Raw genomic sequence first — 18,509 nt, forward strand, 5'->3', positions numbered from 1 at the left:
GTGACGGATACCGCGTCGAAAGACGTGCAAGAGCTCGACCATGTGGTCATCCGGTTCGCCGGCGACTCCGGTGACGGGATGCAGCTCACCGGCGACCGGTTCACCAGCGCCTCGGCGCTGTTCGGCAACGACCTGTCGACCTTGCCCGACTTCCCAGCAGAGATCAGAGCGCCCGCCGGAACCCTGGCGGGCGTTTCTGCGTTCCAGGTCAACATTTCGGACCACGACATCCTCACCCCGGGCGACTTCCCGTCGGTGCTGATCGCCATGAACCCCGCGGCGCTCAAGGCCAACATCGCCGACGTGCCCCGCGGCGGCACGCTCATCGTCAACAGCGACGCCTTCGAAGAGCGCAACCTGAAAAAAGCGGGCTATCCCGCCAACCCGCTGACCGACGGCACTCTCGACGCCTTCACCGTGTTCGAAGTCCCGATGACGTCGCTCACGATTGAATCGGTCAAGGAACTCGGCGTGAAGCCGCGCGACGCCGAGCGATCGAAGAACTTCTTCGCCCTCGGCGTCGTCAGCTGGCTCTACACGCGGCCCATCGAGAGCACGACGAAGTGGATCGAGGAGCGCTTCGCCAAGAACGAGATGGTGAAGCAGTCGAACCTGGCCGCGTTCAAGGCGGGGTACAACTTCGGCGAGACCGCCGAGCTCTTCGCGTCGAGCTATGAGATCAAGCCAACGACGTTCGACCCCGGCGAGTACACCAACGTCAGCGGCAACACCGCGCTGGCGTGGGGCCTCGTCGCCGCGTCGCAGCTGGCCAAGTTGCCCTTGTTTCTCGGTTCGTATCCGATCACGCCCGCGTCCGACATCCTCCACGAGCTGTCGAAGCACAAGAACTTCGGCGTGCGCACCATGCAGGCCGAAGACGAGATCGCCGGCATCTCGGCCGCCATCGGTGCGGCGTTCGGCGGCCACCTCGGCATCACCACCACGTCGGGCCCCGGCGTCGACCTCAAATCCGAGGCGATGGGTCTGGCGGTGTCGCTCGAGTTGCCGCTGATCATCGTCGACATCCAGCGCGGCGGCCCGTCGACGGGTCTGCCGACCAAGACCGAACAGTCTGACCTCATGCTCGCCATGTACGGCCGCCACGGCGAGTCGCCGATGCCGATCATCGCCGCCAAGACGCCGTCGCACTGTTTCGAGACCGCCATCGAAGCGGCGCGCATCGCCCTCAAGTACCGCACGCCGGTGTTGCTGCTCTCCGACGGCTACATCGCCAACGGCGCCGAGCCGTGGAAGCTGCCCGACGTCTCGACCCTGCCCGACATCTCGGTCGCGTTCGCCACGGAGCCGAACCACGAGGACGCCGAGGGCAACCCCGAGTTCTGGCCCTACCTGCGCGACGACAACCTGGCGCGGCCGTGGGCCGTCCCCGGTACGCCCGGCCTCGAGCACCGCATCGGCGGTCTCGAGAAACAGGACGGCACGGGCAACGTCAACTACGACGGCGTCAACCACGAGCGCATGACGCGCTTGCGCGCCGCCAAGGTCGCCGGCATCGCCGAGGACATCCCCGACGTCGAAGTGGACGACGACGGCGGCAGCGACATCCTCGTCGTCGGGTGGGGGTCGACCTTCGGTGCCATCGGCGCGGCGGTACGCCGCGTGCGCGCGCGCGGGCTGAAGGCGAGCCACGCGCACCTCGTCCACCTCTTCCCGTTCCCGAAAAATCTGGGCGACGTGCTGCACCGCTACAAGAAGGTTCTCGTGCCCGAGATGAACATGGGCCAGCTGTCGCGGCTGCTGCGCGCCGAGTTCCTCGTTGACGCCCAGTCGCTCAACAAGATCCAGGGTCTGCCGTTCAAGGCCTCCGAAATCGAAGCCGCCATGCTCACGCTGTTGGAGGGTGCGAAGTGACCACCGTGGATGTCCCGATCACGTCACGCAAGGACTGGATGTCGGACCAGGAGGTCCGCTGGTGTCCGGGGTGCGGCGACTACTCGATCCTTGCTGCCGTCCAGCTGCTCATGCCCGACCTCGGCGTGCGCCGGGAGAACACAGTGTTCATCTCGGGCATCGGTTGTGCGGCGCGCTTCCCGTACTACATGAACACCTACGGCATGCACGGCATCCACGGCCGGGCGCCGGCGCTGGCGACGGGCCTCGCGGTGGCCCGCCCCGACCTCGACGTGTGGGTGATCTGTGGCGACGGCGACGCGCTGTCGATTGGGGGCAACCACCTCATCCACGCGCTGCGCCGCAACGTCAACGTGACGATCCTCATGTTCAACAACCAGATCTACGGCTTGACGAAGGGGCAGTACTCACCGACCTCGGAGGTCGGCAAGGTCACGAAGTCGACGCCGTTCGGCTCGGTCGACCAGCCGTTCAACCCGATCTCGCTGGCGCTCGGTGCCGAGGCCACCTTCGTGGCCCGCACCCACGACATGGACCGCGCCCACATGGTCGAGACGTTCAAGCGGGCCCACGACCACAAGGGGGCGTCGTTCGTCGAGGTGTACCAGAACTGCAACGTCTTCAACGACGGCGCCTTCGAAGGGATCACGTCGAAGGAGAACCGCAGCGACAATCTCATCCCGCTGGTGCACGGCGAGAAGATCATCTTCGGTTCCAACATGGACAAGTGCGTTGCGCCCGACGCTCAGGGCCACTTCCAGGTCGTGAACGTCGCCGACGTCGACGAGAGCCGCATCGTCGTGCACGACGAGACGCTCGAGCGTCCGGGTCACGCGTTCTCCCTCGGCCGGCTGGCACGGGGCCCGCACGAGCCGACGCCGATCGGCGTGTTCCGCGCCGTCGAGCGCCCGAACTACGGCCAGCTCGTCGGCGACCAGCTCGTGGCGGCCCAGGAACAGCGCGGCGCCGGTGATCTCGCGGCGTTGCTGCGCTCGGGCTCGACCTGGACGGTCGACTAACGCGCCGCCCGGAACCGGCGCACGCCCACTGACGCCGCGACGGCGACAGCAAGGAGTGCGAAGCCGATCATCACCGGCAACGCCATCGAACCTCGGCCGGCCGGTCGTCGGCTGACGACGATCGCGAACGACTCCACCTTGGGCTTGCCGGTGGCGTCGGTGCCGGTGAGCACGACGTGGTGCGTTCCGACTTCGGCGTCGACGGGCACCCAGGCTGCGGTCTTAACGCGGCCTCTCGCGTCGGCGGTCACGCTGCCGATCCGATGCGGCGTCGAGTGGAACTCGATGACCACCTCGGTGCCGGGAAGGAAACCGGAGGCGTCGATCGTGATCTCGCCGCCCGGCGACGCTGACGATTCACCGATGCCATCGCCAGGCGTGACTTCGGGCTCGGTCGTCGTTGTCGCAGGCGGCGGCGCGACCGTCGTCGGCTCGGGTTCCACGGTGGTCGACGTCGAGGTCGACGTCGTCGGGGCGGGCGTGCCGCAGTCGGGCGCAGTCGCGCACAGATCGAACACCGAGCCGGTGATCTCGCCGTAGGCGTGCCATGGCCCGTTGGTCACGGTTCCGGCGTCAACCCCGGCGATGTGCGTGGCGTAGCCGCAGGCGAACGACACCCGGTAGGCGCCCGGGTCCAACGCCCCCCAGCCACCGGTGGCGCCCACCGTGAGGTAGCCCTGCCATGGTTCCGTGCCGCTGACATCGAGGAATGAGCCGTCCTGCTCCTGGATGAACGGGAGCCAGCCGTCGCTGTCCAATGTCGGGGCGGGTTCGTCGGCCGAGGCCACTTGGTAGACGATGTTGGGTCCGACGTTGACCAGTGTCGGGTCCGCGTTCTCCGGGACGGCGGGACACGTGTCAGGACTCGAGGCTTGCAGTTCGGTCCCGTTCGCACCCGAGGTAGGGGAGATGGCGACGGACAGTGGCGTCGCCTGCGCTCCGACGACGAAGATCAAGCTCGCGACGAGAGCGCCGCTAAGTACGACGCTGAAGCGTTTGAACATTCCGTTGTTCCTTGACTCACGCCCCTAAGCCGCCTGGGCACGACACCCATCGTCAGGTCTGCACGAGAGTTGAGCAAATGTTGGGAAATACTTGGTCGCCCGTTGACACTCTGTGGCCACCAGTCCCGGTGCGCCGAACTCTGGCGACGGCGTTTACGCTGGCAGCATGGCTGATGACGCGCGGCGGACGGACTCCGGCATAGAGATCAAGCCCTTCTACGGGCCTGACGACCTGGCGAACTGGGACGCGGCGAGCAAGGTCGGTTCGCCGGGCAAATACCCCTACACCCGCGGCATCCGCGAGTCGTTGTACCGGGCGCGTACGTGGACGATCCGTCCGTACTCGGGCTTCGGCACGGCCGAGGCGACCAACGAGCGCTGGAAGCTGCTGCTGGCCAACGGCTCGATGGGCCTGTCGTGCGCCTTCGACCTGCCGACGCAGATGGGCTACGACTCCGACAACCCGCGCGCCGAAGGCGAAGTCGGCAAGGTCGGCGTCGCCATCGACTCGATCGACGACATGCGGGTGCTGCTCGACGGGATGCCGCTCGACAAGATCTCGACGTCGATGACCATCAACTCGACGGCGTCGATCCTCCTGCTGCTCTACCAACTCGTCGCCGAGGAGCAGGGCGTGCCGGGCGACAAGCTCAACGGCACCATCCAGAACGACATCTTGAAGGAGTACGTGGCCCGCGGCACCTACGTGTTCCCGCCGCGCCCGTCCATGCGGGTCATCACCGACATCTTCAGCTACTGCAAGGAGAACATCCCGCAGTGGAACACGATCTCGATCTCGGGCTACCACATCCGTGAAGCCGGCTCGACGGCCGTGCAGGAGATCGCGTTCACCATCGCCAACGGCATCGCGTATGTCGAAGCGGCGATCGCGTCGGGGATGGACGTCGACGACTTTGCCCCGAACCTGTCGTTCTTCTGGAACGCCCACAACAACTTCTTCGAAGAGGTCGCCAAGTTCCGCGCCGCGCGCCGCATGTGGGCGCGCATCATGACGGAGCGCTTCGGCGCCAAGAACGAGAAGTCCAAGCTGCTGCGGTTCCACACCCAGACCGGCGGCTCGACGCTGACCGCCCAGCAGCCGGAGAACAACATCATGCGCGTCACGCTCCAGGCGCTCGCGGCGGTGATGGGCGGCACGCAGTCGCTGCACACCAACGGCTTCGACGAAGCGCTCGGTCTGCCCACGGCGCGCGCCGCCACCCTGGCGCTGCGCACCCAGCAGATCATCGCCAACGAGGTCGGCGTGGTCGACGCCACCGACCCGCTCGGCGGTTCGTGGCTCGTCGAGAGCCTGACCGACGAGGTCGAAGCGGCGGCGATGGCCTACATCGACAAGATCGACGGCATGGGCGGCGCCGTCGCCGCCATCGAGGCCGGCTTCATGCAGGACGAGATCGAGCAGGCGGCCTACGCCTACACCAAGGCGATCGACGCCGGCGACAAGGTGATCGTGGGCGTCAACAAGTTCCAGACCGAAGAGGTCGAGCCACCCGAAGTGTTCCCGATCGACCCGGCGATGCAGCAGGCGCAGATCGATCGCGTCCGCAACACGCGCGCCACGCGCAATCAGGCCGAGGTCGACGCCGCGCTGGCCGACGTCGAGGCGGCGGCGCGGGGCACCCAGAACCTGCTGGTGCCGATGAAGGTGGCGCTCAAGGCGCGGGCGACGCTCGGCGAGGTCAGCGACACGCTGCGGGGTGTCTTCGGGGTACACCAACCGCGTTGACGACCAAGTTCGTCATCATCGGCGGCGGGCCGGCGGGGGTGCAGGCGGCCACGTGGGCGGCGCGCCTCGGCGCCGAGGTCACGCTCATCGAGCGCGACGTCGTCGGCGGCGCGGCGAACCTGTGGGACTGCATCCCGTCCAAGGCGATGATCGCCACCGGCGGCTTCATGACCGAAGCCGGGCGCGCCGACGGCATGGGACTCCAGCCGCTCGACGCCAAGCCCGACCTCGCCGCGCTCGAGGAGCGTGTGGGTCGCATCACTGCACACCTCAACCGCACGAACACCGTGCTGCTCGAGAGCCAGGGCATCCGCCTCATCAACGGCACGGCCAAGCTGACGGGCGCGCACTGCGTCGCCGTCGACAGCGACGCCGGCCACGAAGAACTCGAGGCCGATGCCATCCTGATCTCGACCGGGAGCCGGCCGCGCCTGCCCGAGTGGGCGCCGATCGACGGCGAGCGCGTGCTGACGACGCGCCAGGCATACCCGCCCAAGGAGTTGCCGTCGCACCTCATCGTCGTCGGCTCGGGCGTGACCGGCGTGGAGTTCGTGCACATGTTCCGGTCCTTCGGCTCCAAGGTGACGCTGCTGGTGTCGCGCCAGCAGGTGCTGCCGGGCAAGGACGCCGAAGTGGCGGCCGCCCTCGAAGACGACTTCCTCAAGACCGGCGTCGTGCTGCTCAAGGGCGCGCGCGCCAGCGCCATCAGCCGCGAGAGCGACGAGGTCACCGTCACGTGCGAGGACGGCCGCATCGTGAAGGGTTCACACGTCGTGCTCGCTATCGGCTCGCTCCCGAACTCCGAAGGCCTCGGCCTCGAGGAGGCCGGCGTGCACGTCGACGCCAACGGCTACGTCCCGGTCAACCAGCACTGCGTCACCAACCTCGGCCACGTCTACGCCGCCGGCGACGTGTCGGGCCGGCTGCCGCTGGCGTCGGTGGCGTCGATGCAGGGCCGCAAGGTGGCCGAGCACGTGATGGGCCTGCACACGCGCGAGCACCGCCACCTCGACTACGACAAGGCGGCGTCGGCCATCTTCACCGAACCCGAGATCGCCGACGTCGGCCTCGCCGAAGCCGAGGCGTTCGCCATCGGTCGCAAGCTGCGCGTCACCAAGGTGCCCTTCGCCGCCAACGCCCGGGCGTTGATCGACGGCGACCCGCGGGGCTTCGTCAAGATCCTGAGCGACCCGGCGACGGGCGTCGTACTCGGCGGCTCGATCGTCGGGCGGGGCGCAGCGGAGTTGATCTCGGTCATCGCGCTGGCGGTGACGGCCAACCTGAAGGTCACCGACATCGTTGAGTCGTTGCTCGTCCACCCCGCGCTCGCCGAAGCGCTCGCCGACGCTGCTGAGTAGGCGACTCCTCGTCGTCGTCGCCGTGGCGCTGACGGCGACGAGCGCGTGCAGCAAGTCCACGACCCGCCACACCACGACGCGGGTGGCGCCCACCACGTCGACGACCGTGCCCGTTTCGGCCGACGCGCCGCTGGTCGTGGCCGCCGGCGACATTGCGTGTCCGCCGAACCTCAAACCGAGCCTCGGCCAGTGCCAGCAGGAGGCGACGGCCGAGACGGTCGAGTCGCTGCATCCCGCCGCCGTGCTCGCCCTCGGCGACCTCCAGTACGAGTCGGGCGAAGCGCGCAACTTCATGGCGTCGTACGACGCGTCGTGGGGCCGGTTCAAGAGCATCACGCATCCGGCGCCGGGCAATCACGACTGGTCGACGCCCAACCTCGCCGGCTACCGCCAGTACTGGGGCCTGAAGGCGGCGTCGCCCTGGTATTCGTTCGACGTCGGCGCGTGGCACCTCATCGCTCTCGACTCCGACTGCCGCAGCGTCGGCGGGTGCCAGGCGGGGTCGGTGGAGGAGCAGTGGCTCAAGGCGGACCTCGCGGCCCATCCGGCGCGCTGCATCCTCGCCTACTGGCATCACCCGCGCTGGTCGTCGGGCATCCACGGCAGCGACGACGGTTACGACGACTTCTGGAAGGACCTGTCAGCGGCGGGTGCCGACGTCGTGCTCGTCGGCCACGACCACCACTACGAGCGCTTCGGGCCCGACCGCGGCGTGCGCGAGTTCGTCGTCGGGACCGGCGGGCGCAGCCTCTATCCCACGATCTCCGTCGAGCAGCGCAGCGAGGCGCGCAGTTCGAACACTTTCGGCGTGCTCGCCCTGCACCTGGGAGACGGGTCCTACTCGTGGCAGTTCGTGCCGTCGGCGGGCGGCGGCTTCACGGACTCGGGCTCGGCTCGCTGCTGAGTTACATGCGGGCGGCCACGGCGTCACGCACTGCCGGTAACGACGCGTAGAACACGCCGCCCGGACAGTCGGTGTCGCCGACGTCGCGGTGGCCGGCGATGTTGGGGAACGTGCGCTGGTGGCCGTCGATGGGGCTCGTGTAGACGGCGGCGCCGTGCGGGTCGATGCCGTGGGCGTCGGCTTCCCAGGCGAGCAGGTCCTCGAGCGCGTTCTTCTGCGCCGGCGTCGCGTCCTGGGTGTCGAGCGTGCCCAACAGCGACACGCCGACCGAGCCGGCGTTGTAGCCCTTGGCGTGGGCGCCGATGACGCCGTAACCGCGCGTGTCCTCACCGGTGATGGTGTCGTTGCCGTCGGCGCCGTGGGAGTTGCGGCCCTTGTAGATCCGGCCGCTGGCGTCGATGAGGAAGTTGTAACCGATGTCGCCCCAACCGCGGGTTATCGCGTGGAAGTAGTAGATCGCCCGCACGGTCGACGCCGGGTTCGGATCGTTGTTGGCGGTGTCGGTGTGATGGAGGATCAGCTTGTGCACCGGTTCGAACACCGGCGGCCACGACTCCTTGCCGTTGCTGTAGCGCAGCGACTCGTCGGCGCCCCACTGCGCGCGCGACAGGATTGGCGGCCGCGCGGCGTGACCAACCGTCGGCGCCGGCGCCGGTGCCTTGTGCAGCACGTGCTTGATTTTCACCTTCAGCGGATCGGCGATGGCGAGCACGTGGAGCTTGGCGATCGGCTGGTTGCTGACGATGCGCAGCCGCGTCGCGCGCGGTGCGACGATGATGGCGCCGAACGTGCGGCCGTGGTCATTGGCGCCGGGCTCGTCGCGGCCGGCGTCCACCAGACGGCCGTCGGCGAACGCAACGAGCACCCGCGCGTCGCGGTGCCCGACCCAGTACAGCGCCACGTGGTCAGCGGCGAAGGGAAGGCGCACGGTACGGGCCCGGGCGACGCGCATGACGCGGTCGACGACGCGCAGTCCGGTGTCAGCGCCGGCCGCGGCCGGAAGGAACGAAAGCGCCGTCGCCAGCGCGACGAACAGCGCGGCCCGCTTCACTTGAGCAGGCGGTCGCGCACCGAGTCGGTCGTCGCGAGGTCGACGACGGTCCACGCCATGCCGGTGGCGCCGTCCAGCAAAGCCTTGTCGGCCGTCGGCGTGGCGCAGAAGGCGGCGAACTCCGGCTGGTGGTTGCTGATCGGGAAGCAGCCGAGACCGAGCATCGGGTGGATCGTCGGGATGGCGAGGCTCACGTTGGCCATGTCGGTCGAGCCGACGATCTTGTCACCCAGCTCGCCGAGCTCGGGGAACTGGCGGCCGAGCTGCTGCGCGTTGGCCTTGTAGATGGCGCGCAGCTCGGCGTCGTCGCGCATCTCGGAGTACTTGGGGCTCATCTCCTGGACGTCGACGGTGCAACCCGTGGCCAGGGCGCCGGCTTCGAAGCAGCGGTGCACCTTCGGCTCGAGCTCGGCGAGCTCGCCGAGCGTGGCCGAACGGATGTACCACTTGCCCGTGGTCTCGGCGGGCACGACGTTGGGCGCTTCGCCGCCGTAGGTGACGATGCCGTGGATGCGATCGGTCTGGCGAATGTGCTGGCGCAGCAGCCCGATCGCCGTTTGGGCGACGGTCAGGGCGTCGGCGGCGTTGATGCCAAGCTCGGGGAACGCCGACGCGTGCGCCGCCTTGCCGTGGTAGTGCACGTCGACGTGCGACACCGCCAGGCACGGCATGCGGTCCATTTCCGTCGGCGCCGGGTGCACCATCATCGCCGCGTGCACGCCGGCGAACACGCCTTTGTCGAGCATGATGATCTTGCCGCCGCCGCCCTCTTCGGCGGGCGTGCCGAAGACCTTGATCGTGATCCCGAGGTCGTCGGCGAGGGGTGCGAGCGCGAGGCCGGCGCCCACCGCCGCTGACGCGATGACGTTGTGCCCGCAGGCGTGACCGATGCCGGGCAGGGCGTCGTACTCGGCGCAGATCCCGACGGTGAGCGGACCGCTTCCGGCCGTGGCCACGTAGGCCGTCGGCAGGTCGGCGACGCCCGTTTCGATCGAGAAGCCAGCGTCGTTGAGCTGCGCAGCGGTCCACTCGGCCGCGCTGAATTCTTCGAAACACGTCTCGGGATGGGCGTGGATGCGATGGCTCAGTTCGACGAGCCGTTCGCTCTGATCGCTGATGGTTCCCTGCGCGGCCTGCTTCGCATCCATGCGGTTGACCCTACGCTCCGCGCATGGACCAGCGCGTCAGCATTGTCACCCTCGGCGTCGTCGACCTGGCGCGCGCCCGGGCGTTCTACGAAGCCCTCGGGTGGAGCGGTCAGGAGGTCGAAGAAACGGTGTTCTTCCAAGCCGGCGGGATGGCCGTCGTGCTGTGGGGGCGCGAGAAATTAGCGGCCGACGCGCGCGTCGACGACGACGTATCGAGCCGCTACGGCGGAATCGTGCTGGCGCAGAACGTCGGCTCGCGCGCCGAAGTCGACGCCGTCTTGCGTGCCGCCGCGGGCGCGGGCGCCGTCGTGACCAAGCCGGCCGAGGAGACGTTCTACGGGGGCTACGCCGGCCACTTCCGCGACCTCGACGGCCACGTCTGGGAGATCGCGCACAACCCGGGCTTCACTCTGAACGCCGACGGGACGCTCACCCTGCCCGACTTCGGCGCTCTGGGCGGCTAAGCCGAGGCGGGTTCGACGACGACGACGACGTCGCCGGCGCCGACCGTTTGGCCGGCTTCGACCTTGACGGCCTTCACCTCGCCGGCGACCTCGCTCATGATGTTGTTCTCCATCTTCATGGCTTCGAGGACGCACACGGCCTGACCGGCGGTGACGGTATCGCCCACCGCGACCATCACCTTCACGATCGTGCCTTGCATCGGCACGGCGATGTCGCCGGCGTGCGCACCGCCGACGGCTCCCGCCCCCGCAGTGGGCGCCTGCGGGCGTCCGGGTGCGGCGCCGCCGGCGCGGGCCGGCCCGGCGGCGGCGACGGCCACGGGCGCGATGTCGGGCACCCACAGCTTCACGCTGTACTTGCGGCCGTCGACTTCGGCGTCGACCTCGCGCAGCACCTTCTTCTCGCCGTCCTCGCCCACGACGGGCGCGGCCGGCGCCGACGACACGCCGGTGAAGTCGAGGCGTTCCTCGACCCACTTCGTCGAGTGCTCGCCGGCGATGAAGTCGGGGTGGCTGAGGATGGCGATGTGCGCCGGGATCGTGGTGGCGATGCCCTGGATGTCGGTCTCGGCGAGGGCGCGCAGCATGCGGCGCCGGGCGCTGTCGCGGTCGGGACCCCACGTGATGAGCTTGGCGACGAGGTTGTCGTAGTACTGGCTCACGGTGTCGCCGGCGTCATAACCGGCGTCGACGCGCACGCCGAAGCCATCGGGCCGGTCGAACTTGGTGAGCGTGCCGGGCGCGGGCAGGAACTTGCCGCCCGCCGGGTCCTCGGCGTTGATGCGCACCTCGATGGCGTGGCCGCGCTTGCGCTGCGCGATCTGCTTCTGGTTGATCGGCAGCTTCTCGCCCGCGGCGATGCGCAGCTGCAACTCCACGAGGTCCATGCCGCACACCAACTCGGTGACCGGATGCTCGACCTGGAGGCGGGTGTTCATCTCGAGGAAGAAGAAGTCGCCCTCCTGGTAGAGGAACTCGACGGTGCCGGCGTTGACGTAGCCACAGGCCTTCGCGACGGCGACGGCCGCCGCGCCCATGCGCTCGCGGATCTCGTCGGGGAAGTTGACTGCCGGTGACTCCTCGACGAGCTTCTGGTGACGGCGCTGGCACGAGCAGTCACGCTCGCCGAGCCACACGCCGTTGCCCTTGGTGTCGCAGAACACCTGCATCTCGATGTGACGCGGCCACGTGAGGTACTTCTCCACGTAGCACTCGTCACGCCCGAAGCCCTTGAGCGCCTCGGACTGGGCGCTGGCCAGCGCGGCGTCGGCGTCATCCGCGGTGTGCACGACGCGCATGCCGCGGCCGCCGCCGCCGTAGGCCGCCTTGATGGCGACCGGCCAGCCGTGCTTGTCGCCGAAGGCCACGACCTGGGCACCGCTGGTCAGGATCGTGTTGTCGCCGGGCACGCCCGAGACGCCGGCCTTCTCCGCCGCGATACGCGACGAGATCTTGTCGCCCATGACCTCGATGGCCTCGGGCGGCGGGCCGATGAACGTGACGCCCTTGGCTGCAATAGCGCGGGCGAAGTCGGTGTTCTCGGAGAAGAAGCCGTAACCCGGGTGGACCGCGTCGGCGCCGCTGCGCTCGATGACGTCGAGGATGGCCTCGGTGTTGAGATAGCTCTCGGCCGCGGTGGTGCCGCCGAGCGCGTAGGCCTCGTCGGCCAGGCGCACGTGCATGGCGTCGCGATCGAGGTCCGAGTAGATGGCGACAGTGGCGATGCCGAGTTCACGGCAGGTGCGGATGACGCGGACAGCAATCTCTCCGCGATTGGCGATCAGAACCTTGGAGAACATAAGAGCCGTAGCCTTGCAGAATGACGTCGCGCTTTGAGATTCATCGCTTCGCGACCATCGATTCGACCAATACCTGGGCGATGGAGCAGGCCCGCCGCGGTGCCCCCGAAGGCCTCGTGGCCGTCGCCGAGGAGCAGACCGCCGGGCGTGGCCGGCTCGGGCGGACGTGGGTGGCGCCGCGTGGGGCGTCGCTGCTGATGAGCGTGCTGCTGCGCCCCACCGAACTGCCCGCCGACCGGCTGCACCTGGCGACCGCGGCGGTCGCCATGGCCGGCGCCGACGCCGTCACCCTGGTGGCCGGCGTCGCCCCGGCGCTCAAGTGGCCCAACGACTTGCTCATCGGCGACCGCAAGCTGGCCGGCGTCCTGACCGAAGTCGAGGGCGTCCCACCGGCGGCGGCCGTCGTCGTCGGCATCGGGATCAACTGCACCTGGCCCGACGAGTTGCCCCCCGAGGTCGCCGGCATTGCGATCGCGGCGTCGCACGCGGCCGGCCGGCCCGTCCACACCGAGGACGTGCTCGACGTCCTGCTCGACAACCTGGCGACGCGGCTCGACGACGGCTGGGACGCCGTCGCGGGGGAGTACCGGACCCGCTGCTCGACCATCGGCCTCGACGTCCGCGTCGAACTAGCCGACGGCACCGTCACCGGTACGGCCACCGGCGTCGACGACGACGGCGCCCTCGTCGTCTCGACCGATGCCGGCCCCCGCCGCGTCATCGCCGGCGACGTGATGCATCTTCGCCCCGCAACCTGAGGTTGCGGGGCGATCTGTTCGCCTACGTCTCGGAGCCTCCGGGCCGAGCAAGTCGGCCCTGCGGCCTCACGTCTCGCCGCGGCGCCGCTTTGTGTAGGCCGCTTGTGCGGCTTCGGTGACGGGGCCGGGGGCGGTGGCGCGGAGGTCGACGATGCCGATGACCTGGCAGACCGCTTGGACCTCGCGGGTGGTGGAGGTGACGAAGACTTCGGTGGCGCGGCGCAGGTCGTCGAGGGAGAACAGCTTCTCGGTGGCGCCGTAGGCGTCGATGACCACGTGGCGGGTGACGCCCGAGAGGCAGCCCGTCGTCAGCGGCGGGGTCACCAACTCGCCGTCGATGACGGCGAACACGTTGGTCCCGGTGCCTTCGCACACGTTGCCCCGCGTGTCGCAGAACAGCGCCTCGTCGGCGCCGGCTTCGTGGGCGGCGTGCAGGGCCACGACGTTCTCGGCGTAACTGGTCGTCTTGAGCCCGGCCAGCGCGCCCCGCTCGTTCCGCGGCCAGGGGACGGGCGCCAGCGTCGCCGTCGGCGGCCACGGCTTCTGGGCCGTGGCGGCGACGATCACCGTCGGGGACGCGCCGCCGCGGTCGGACCCGAGTGGGCCGGCGCCGCCGGTGACGGTCAGGCGAATGCGCACGCAGGCGTCGCCCCGCGGCTCGGACGCCACCACCTCGTCGATGGCGGCGAGCAAGGCGGCGTCGTCGAAAGGCACCTCGAGGTAGATGCCGGCGGCCGAGGACCGCAGCCGGCGCAGGTGCTCGGCCGCCCAGGCCACGCCGGTGTCGGGGTAGCACAGCATCGTCTCGAACACGCCGTCGCCGACGGTCGTGCCGTGGTCGAACACCGACAGCGTGGCCGCCGACTCGTCGAGCAGCGCGCCGTTCAACCAGACGTGACTCACGTCGACGAAGCTACCGACAGGAGGCGCCGAGCCTTCAACTCTGTCTCTGCCCACTCGCCCTCGGGCGTCGAGTCCCACGTGATGCCGCCGCCCGTGCCGAAGTGGATGCGGCCGTCGGCCAACCAGAACGTGCGGATACCGACGTTGAGGTCGCCCACGTTGCGCCCGGCGTCGACCCAGCCGATGGCGCCGCAGTACGGGCCGCGGGCGACGGGTTCGAGGGCGCGGATCATGTCGAGGGCCGCCAGCTTGGGTGCGCCGGTGACGGAGCCGGGCGGGAACGTGGCGGCGAGCACATCGGACCAGCCATACCCGGCGCGCAACCGCCCCCGCACCGTCGACACGAGATGGAAAAGACCCGGATGCGGTTCGACGGCGCACAACGCCGGCACCTCGACCGACCCGAACGCGCAGCACCGGCCGAGGTCGTTGCGCACGAGGTCGACGATCATGACGTTCTCGGCGTAGTCCTTGGCCAGGAAGCCGTCGATGGTGGCCGCCGTTCCCTTGATCGGTTGCGAGACGACGACGTCACCGTCGCGGCGCACGAACCGTTCGGGCGACGCGCTGGCCACGTGCACGTTCTGCTCCGGCAGGCGCACCACGGCGGCGAACGGCGCCGGGTTGCCCTCCGCGAGCGCGGCGCCGAGCGCGGCCACATCCGCGTCGGCAGCGACGCGCGCCGAGAGCACCCGACACAGGTTGACCTGGTACACGTCGCCGCAGCCGATGGCGTCGCGAATCGTCTGCACGCCCTTCTTGAACGCCGCCTCGTCCAGCGAGCTCGTCCACGCATCGCGCGCCGGGCCGCGCCAGGCGGCGCCGGGCCACGGGGTCGCCGGCCGGACGTCGTCGAAGCGGGCGCACACGACGTCGCCCTCGAAGTCGGCGACGACGGCCCAAACGCCCGCACCACCGTCGAGCGCCGCGGGGTCGCGCGTCACGTCGCGCAGACCGGTGAGGAGCATCCCTCCGACGACGGCGAGCGGGGTGGTGGTCAGACGCGCCAGCCTACGATTCGGTCCCTGATGGATCATTCGTTTACCGACGAGCAGGAACAGTTCCGCAAGGTGGTGCGCGACTTCGCCGCCGCCGAGATCGCACCGCACGCGGAGGTGTGGGACCGCGATCACTCCTTCCCCGTCGAGACGGTCCAGGCGATGGGCGAGCTCGGGCTCTTCGGTCTGCCCTTCCCCGAGGAGTACGGCGGGTCCAACGCAGATTTCACGACGCTGTGCCTCGCCATCGAGGAGCTCGGCCGCGTCGACCAGTCCCTCGCCATCACGCTCGAGGCCGGCGTCGGTCTCGGTGCCAACCCGATCTTCCAGTTCGGGACCGAGGAGCAGCGCCAGCAGTGGCTGCCCGATCTCGTCGCGGGACGGCGGCTCGCCGGCTTCGGCCTCACCGAGCCCGACGCCGGCAGCGACGCCGGAGGTACCCGCACGACGGCCACCCTCGAGGGCGACGAATGGGTGATCAACGGCGAGAAGGCGTTCATCACCAATTCGGGGTCGTCCATCACGTCGCTCGTGACGGTGACGGCGCGCACCGGTCCGGGCGAGATCTCCGCCCTGATCGTCCCCGCGGGGACGCCCGGCTTCACCGCGCAGCCGCCGTACCGCAAGATGGGCTGGCACGCGTCCGACACCCACGGCCTTACCTTCAGCGACGCGCGGGTCCCGGCGGCCAACCTGCTCGGCGCCCGCGGCCAGGGCTTCCGCCAGTTCCTGTCGATTCTCGACGAGGGCCGCATCGCCATCGCGGCGCTGGCGGTCGGCGTCATCCAGTGCTGCCTCGACGAGAGCGTCGAGTACGCCAAGAACCGCAACGCCTTCGGCAAGGCCATCGGGACCAACCAAGCCGTCGCGTTCGCTTGCTCCGACCTGGCGGTGATGGCCGACGCCGCGCGCGCCCTTGTGTACAAGGCGGCGTGGCTGAAGGACACCGGCCGGCCGTTCAAGCTCGAAGCGGCGGCAGCGAAGCTGTATTCGACCGAAGCGGCGGTCACCGCCACGCGTATGGCGACGCAGGTGTTCGGCGGCTACGGCTTCATGGACGAGACCCTCGTGGCCCGCCAGTACCGCGACGCCAAGATCCTCGAGATCGGCGAGGGCACCAGCGAGATCCAGCGCCTAGTGATTGCTCGCGGCTTGGGCTTGCCCGTCGAGTAAACCGAGCGCGGTGGCCGATAGGCCGCGGCGCGGTTGGATGATCTCGTCGATGATCCCGTAGTCCTTCGCCTCCTGCGCCGTCATGAAGTAGTCGCGGTCGATGTCGCGCTCGACTTCCTCGACGGTCCTGCCCGAGTGGTAGGCGATGATCTCGGCCATCCGCCTTGTCGTGGAGAGCACCTCGCGCAGCTGGATCTCCATGTCGCGCGGCGACACGCGGCCGGTGCCGGCCGAGCCCTGGTGGATCATGATCTTGGCGCTGGGTAGGGCGAAGCGCTTACCTGGGGCACCTGCCGTCAGCAACATCGCCGCGGCCGACATGCCCATGCCGACGCAGATCGTCGACACCTCACACTGCGTGTGCTGCATCACGTCGTAGATCGCCATGCCGCCGTAGGCGAGGCCCCCGGGGGAGTTGATGTACAGGTGGATGTCGCGCTCGGGGTCCTGCGCGTCGAGGTAGAGGATCTGGGCGATCAGCAGGTTGGCGATCTGGTCGTCGACTTCCTGGCCGAGGAACACGATGCGTTCCTTCAGCAACAACGAGAAGATGTCGTACGCGCGTTCACCGCGTGACGACTGATCGAGCACGGTGGGGATCAGGGTCATATCAAATACGATATCTCGCCCAAGAGATGACACGGGCGCGATCACGTTTTCGTGCTGGTCGCCAACTTCCACTCGGGGTGACCGCGTCGCGCCGTTATCGCGGCGGCGAATTTCACCGCCGCCAGGGTGGCGACGAAGGGCCACTCCTTGGGTGGGTACGCCACCAGCGTCTTGTAGATCGAAGCGGTTTCGGCCGCGGGCTCGGCCAACGGCAGGCCGAGGGCGCGTAGCTGCTGCTTGCCGGCCTCGGCCCGCACCCGCTGGCGCCACAGGTCGCGCCAGCGCGTCGGCAGCTGCACGGTGGCGGTGGCGAGGGGCACGGGCTCGATGCGGCCGTGGGCGCCGAGCTGCGCGAACAGCCAGGCGTCGTCGAGCAGCACGTTGGTCGGCATCTCGTCGGGCAAGGCGGCGCTGCGCACGGCGTAGAGCGTGCCCAGCAGGCCGCCCCATTCGAGGCGGTGGGGAACGAGGGCGACATGGGCCACGACCCCGTCGCCGAGGTGGTCCTGCTTGGCCGCGGCCGCCACGACGCCCTTGGCGGCGACGGCGTCGACCAGCGCCGGGATGGCCCAGGCGTTGACGACGACGTCGGCGTCGGCGAACACGTGCACGTCGGCGGGTTCGTGACGCAGGACGTTCCACGCCGCCGGCTTCGAGCCGACGTCGAGTAGGCGAAGCGTGACGCGACTCGACGCCGGGGCGGTGCGCACGGCGTCGGCGGCCGCGCTGCGCGCCGAGTCGGTGCCGTTGACGCACACCACGATGCGCCAGTCGTGCTCGAGGCGCGCCGCTGAGGCCGCCAGCGACTCGATCGTGCGCCCGATGCTCGGCTCGTCGCGATGGCAGCACACCCCGATGACCACCCGGCTCATCGCGTCAGCGCTTTCCACGCGGCGCGGGCCTGGCTGCGATGGCGCCCGAGTCCGTAGACGAGCGTGCCCACGGCACCGAAGGCGCGGCGAGCCAGCGCGCCGTCGTACTTGTCGAGGTAGGTGGCCAGCGCCCGCGTCCGCATACCGGCGAGGGCGTCGGCGTCGTGCGACGCGTCCATCGACGCGCCGCCCACGTGGGTGACGGTGACGTCGGGCGTGATCACGACGCGGCGGCCCAGGGCGCGCACGCGGCGGCAGAGGTCGGCGTCCTCGGCGAAGAGGAAGAACCGCTCGTCGAAACCGCCGAGGGCCCGCACGACGCCGATCGGCACGAGCGCCGCGGCAGTGTGGAGCCATTCGACGTCGCCCGCTCCGGTCTGAGGTCGCACCGGCGGCCCCAGCCGCGTCATGCCCCGCACGGCGGCGCCGAGCGAGAGGTCGCGCTCGACGATCGGCTGCGGCGCGCCGTCCTCACCGACGAGCGTAGGGCTGAGCAAGCCAATCGAGTCGTCGAGGCGGCGCACCAACTCGTCGATCGAACCCGACGGCCACACGGTGTCGGGGTTGGCGAACAGCACGTAGTTGGTGTGCTCGTCGAGGGCGGCCACGCCCGCGTTGTTGGCGGCGCCGTATCCCGTGTTGGTCGCCTGACTGATGACCACGGCGTCGGGCGCGGCGGCGCGTGCCGCGGCGACGGAATCGTCGGGCGACGCGTTGTCGACCACCACGATCTCGATCGGCGCCGCCGACGCACGGTGTAAGGAGGACAAACACTCCCGAATCGTCCCCGCCGAGCGGTACGTGACGACGACGACGCCCACGTTCGCCAT

Annotated in this window: 17 protein-coding genes and 1 pseudogene; 9 read left to right on the top strand and 9 right to left on the bottom strand. The window is 69.5% G+C overall.

What is annotated here, in order from left to right; all coding sequences use genetic code 11:
- Positions 1-1,872: 2-oxoacid:acceptor oxidoreductase subunit alpha (locus VHC63_15705; GenBank protein HVV38052.1), on the top strand; the 1,872-nt coding region annotated here is incomplete at its 5' end.
- The gene (locus VHC63_15710; protein HVV38053.1) at positions 1,869-2,891 is read left to right on the top strand and encodes a 2-oxoacid:ferredoxin oxidoreductase subunit beta; all 1,023 of its coding nucleotides are present in this window, start codon (positions 1,869-1,871) and stop codon (positions 2,889-2,891) included. The genes VHC63_15705 and VHC63_15710, both read left to right, overlap by 4 nt.
- Here the strand turns inward: VHC63_15710 and VHC63_15715 are convergent.
- Positions 2,888-3,847, bottom strand: coding sequence for a hypothetical protein (locus tag VHC63_15715; protein HVV38054.1), 960 nt, complete (start codon positions 3,845-3,847; stop codon positions 2,888-2,890). The two genes, VHC63_15710 and VHC63_15715, sit on opposite strands and share 4 nt — an antisense overlap.
- Positions 3,848-4,061: 214 nt before the next feature.
- On the opposite strand from VHC63_15715, the gene VHC63_15720 reads away from it, so the two are divergent.
- The 4 genes and pseudogenes from VHC63_15720 to VHC63_15735 all read left to right on the top strand — a co-directional run bounded on the left by VHC63_15720 (position 4,062) and on the right by VHC63_15735 (position 7,904).
- Positions 4,062-5,642: a methylmalonyl-CoA mutase family protein gene (locus VHC63_15720; protein HVV38055.1), complete on the top strand. Its 1,581-nt coding sequence runs from the start codon at positions 4,062-4,064 to the stop codon at positions 5,640-5,642.
- Positions 5,627-6,586, top strand: a pseudogene (locus tag VHC63_15725) (FAD-dependent oxidoreductase). The gene VHC63_15720 and the pseudogene VHC63_15725 overlap by 16 nt, the downstream one beginning before the upstream one ends.
- 33 nt (positions 6,587-6,619) lie before the next feature.
- Positions 6,620-7,000: a hypothetical protein gene (locus VHC63_15730; GenBank protein HVV38056.1), complete on the top strand. Its 381-nt coding sequence runs from the start codon at positions 6,620-6,622 to the stop codon at positions 6,998-7,000.
- 22 nt (positions 7,001-7,022) lie between these two features.
- Positions 7,023-7,904: a metallophosphoesterase gene (locus VHC63_15735; protein ID HVV38057.1), complete on the top strand. Its 882-nt coding sequence runs from the start codon at positions 7,023-7,025 to the stop codon at positions 7,902-7,904.
- 1 nt (position 7,905) lies between these two features.
- Here VHC63_15735 and VHC63_15740 read toward each other — a convergent pair whose 3' ends face one another.
- Positions 7,906-8,955 (bottom strand): N-acetylmuramoyl-L-alanine amidase, encoded by a 1,050-nt coding sequence (locus VHC63_15740; protein ID HVV38058.1) that lies wholly within the window; start codon positions 8,953-8,955, stop codon positions 7,906-7,908.
- On the bottom strand, positions 8,952-10,103 hold the full coding sequence (locus VHC63_15745) for a M20 family metallopeptidase (protein ID HVV38059.1): 1,152 nt from the start codon (positions 10,101-10,103) through the stop codon (positions 8,952-8,954). The genes VHC63_15740 and VHC63_15745 overlap by 4 nt, the downstream gene beginning before the upstream one ends.
- Before the next feature lie 23 nt (positions 10,104-10,126).
- Here VHC63_15745 and VHC63_15750 point away from each other — a divergent pair, with 23 nt between their 5' ends.
- Positions 10,127-10,567, top strand: coding sequence for a VOC family protein (locus VHC63_15750; GenBank protein ID HVV38060.1), 441 nt, complete (start codon positions 10,127-10,129; stop codon positions 10,565-10,567).
- Here VHC63_15750 and VHC63_15755 read toward each other — a convergent pair.
- The gene (locus VHC63_15755) at positions 10,564-12,366 is read right to left on the bottom strand and encodes an acetyl-CoA carboxylase biotin carboxylase subunit (protein HVV38061.1); all 1,803 of its coding nucleotides are present in this window, start codon (positions 12,364-12,366) and stop codon (positions 10,564-10,566) included. The genes VHC63_15750 and VHC63_15755 overlap by 4 nt on opposite strands.
- Positions 12,367-12,386: 20 nt before the next feature.
- Between VHC63_15755 and VHC63_15760 the strand changes: the two genes are divergently transcribed.
- Complete coding sequence (locus VHC63_15760; GenBank protein HVV38062.1) at positions 12,387-13,124, top strand: biotin--[acetyl-CoA-carboxylase] ligase; 738 nt, start codon at positions 12,387-12,389, stop codon at positions 13,122-13,124.
- A 66-nt stretch (positions 13,125-13,190) separates the two neighbouring features.
- Here the strand turns inward: VHC63_15760 and VHC63_15765 are convergent, their stop codons facing one another.
- Together VHC63_15765 and VHC63_15770 are read right to left on the bottom strand one after the other, a co-directional pair.
- Positions 13,191-14,027 carry an aminotransferase class IV gene (locus VHC63_15765; protein HVV38063.1) on the bottom strand — a complete coding sequence of 279 codons (837 nt, stop codon included), beginning with the start codon at positions 14,025-14,027 and terminating at the stop codon, positions 13,191-13,193.
- Entirely contained in the window at positions 14,024-15,064 is a 1,041-nt protein-coding gene (locus tag VHC63_15770; protein ID HVV38064.1) for a chorismate-binding protein, read from the bottom strand. Before VHC63_15770 ends, VHC63_15765 begins: the two co-directional genes overlap by 4 nt.
- Here VHC63_15770 and VHC63_15775 point away from each other — a divergent pair.
- The gene (locus VHC63_15775; GenBank protein ID HVV38065.1) at positions 15,056-16,198 is read left to right on the top strand and encodes an acyl-CoA dehydrogenase family protein; all 1,143 of its coding nucleotides are present in this window, start codon (positions 15,056-15,058) and stop codon (positions 16,196-16,198) included. The genes VHC63_15770 and VHC63_15775 overlap by 9 nt on opposite strands.
- On the opposite strand, the gene VHC63_15780 is transcribed toward VHC63_15775, so the two are convergent.
- Genes VHC63_15780 through VHC63_15790 form a run of 3 tightly spaced genes read right to left on the bottom strand, consistent with a single transcriptional unit; the run spans position 16,160 to position 18,509 of the window.
- Complete coding sequence (locus VHC63_15780; protein ID HVV38066.1) at positions 16,160-16,807, bottom strand: ATP-dependent Clp protease proteolytic subunit; 648 nt, start codon at positions 16,805-16,807, stop codon at positions 16,160-16,162. The genes VHC63_15775 and VHC63_15780 overlap by 39 nt on opposite strands.
- 41 nt (positions 16,808-16,848) lie before the next feature.
- A complete protein-coding gene (locus VHC63_15785; protein ID HVV38067.1) occupies positions 16,849-17,679 on the bottom strand; it encodes a glycosyltransferase in 831 nt (276 codons plus the stop codon).
- Positions 17,676-18,509 carry a glycosyltransferase family 2 protein gene (locus VHC63_15790; GenBank protein ID HVV38068.1) on the bottom strand — a complete coding sequence of 278 codons (834 nt, stop codon included), beginning with the start codon at positions 18,507-18,509 and terminating at the stop codon, positions 17,676-17,678. Before VHC63_15790 ends, VHC63_15785 begins: the two co-directional genes overlap by 4 nt.

It is taken from the genome of Acidimicrobiales bacterium, assembly GCA_035546775.1.
In the GTDB taxonomy this organism is placed as follows: Bacteria; Actinomycetota; Acidimicrobiia; order Acidimicrobiales; family JACCXE01; genus JACCXE01.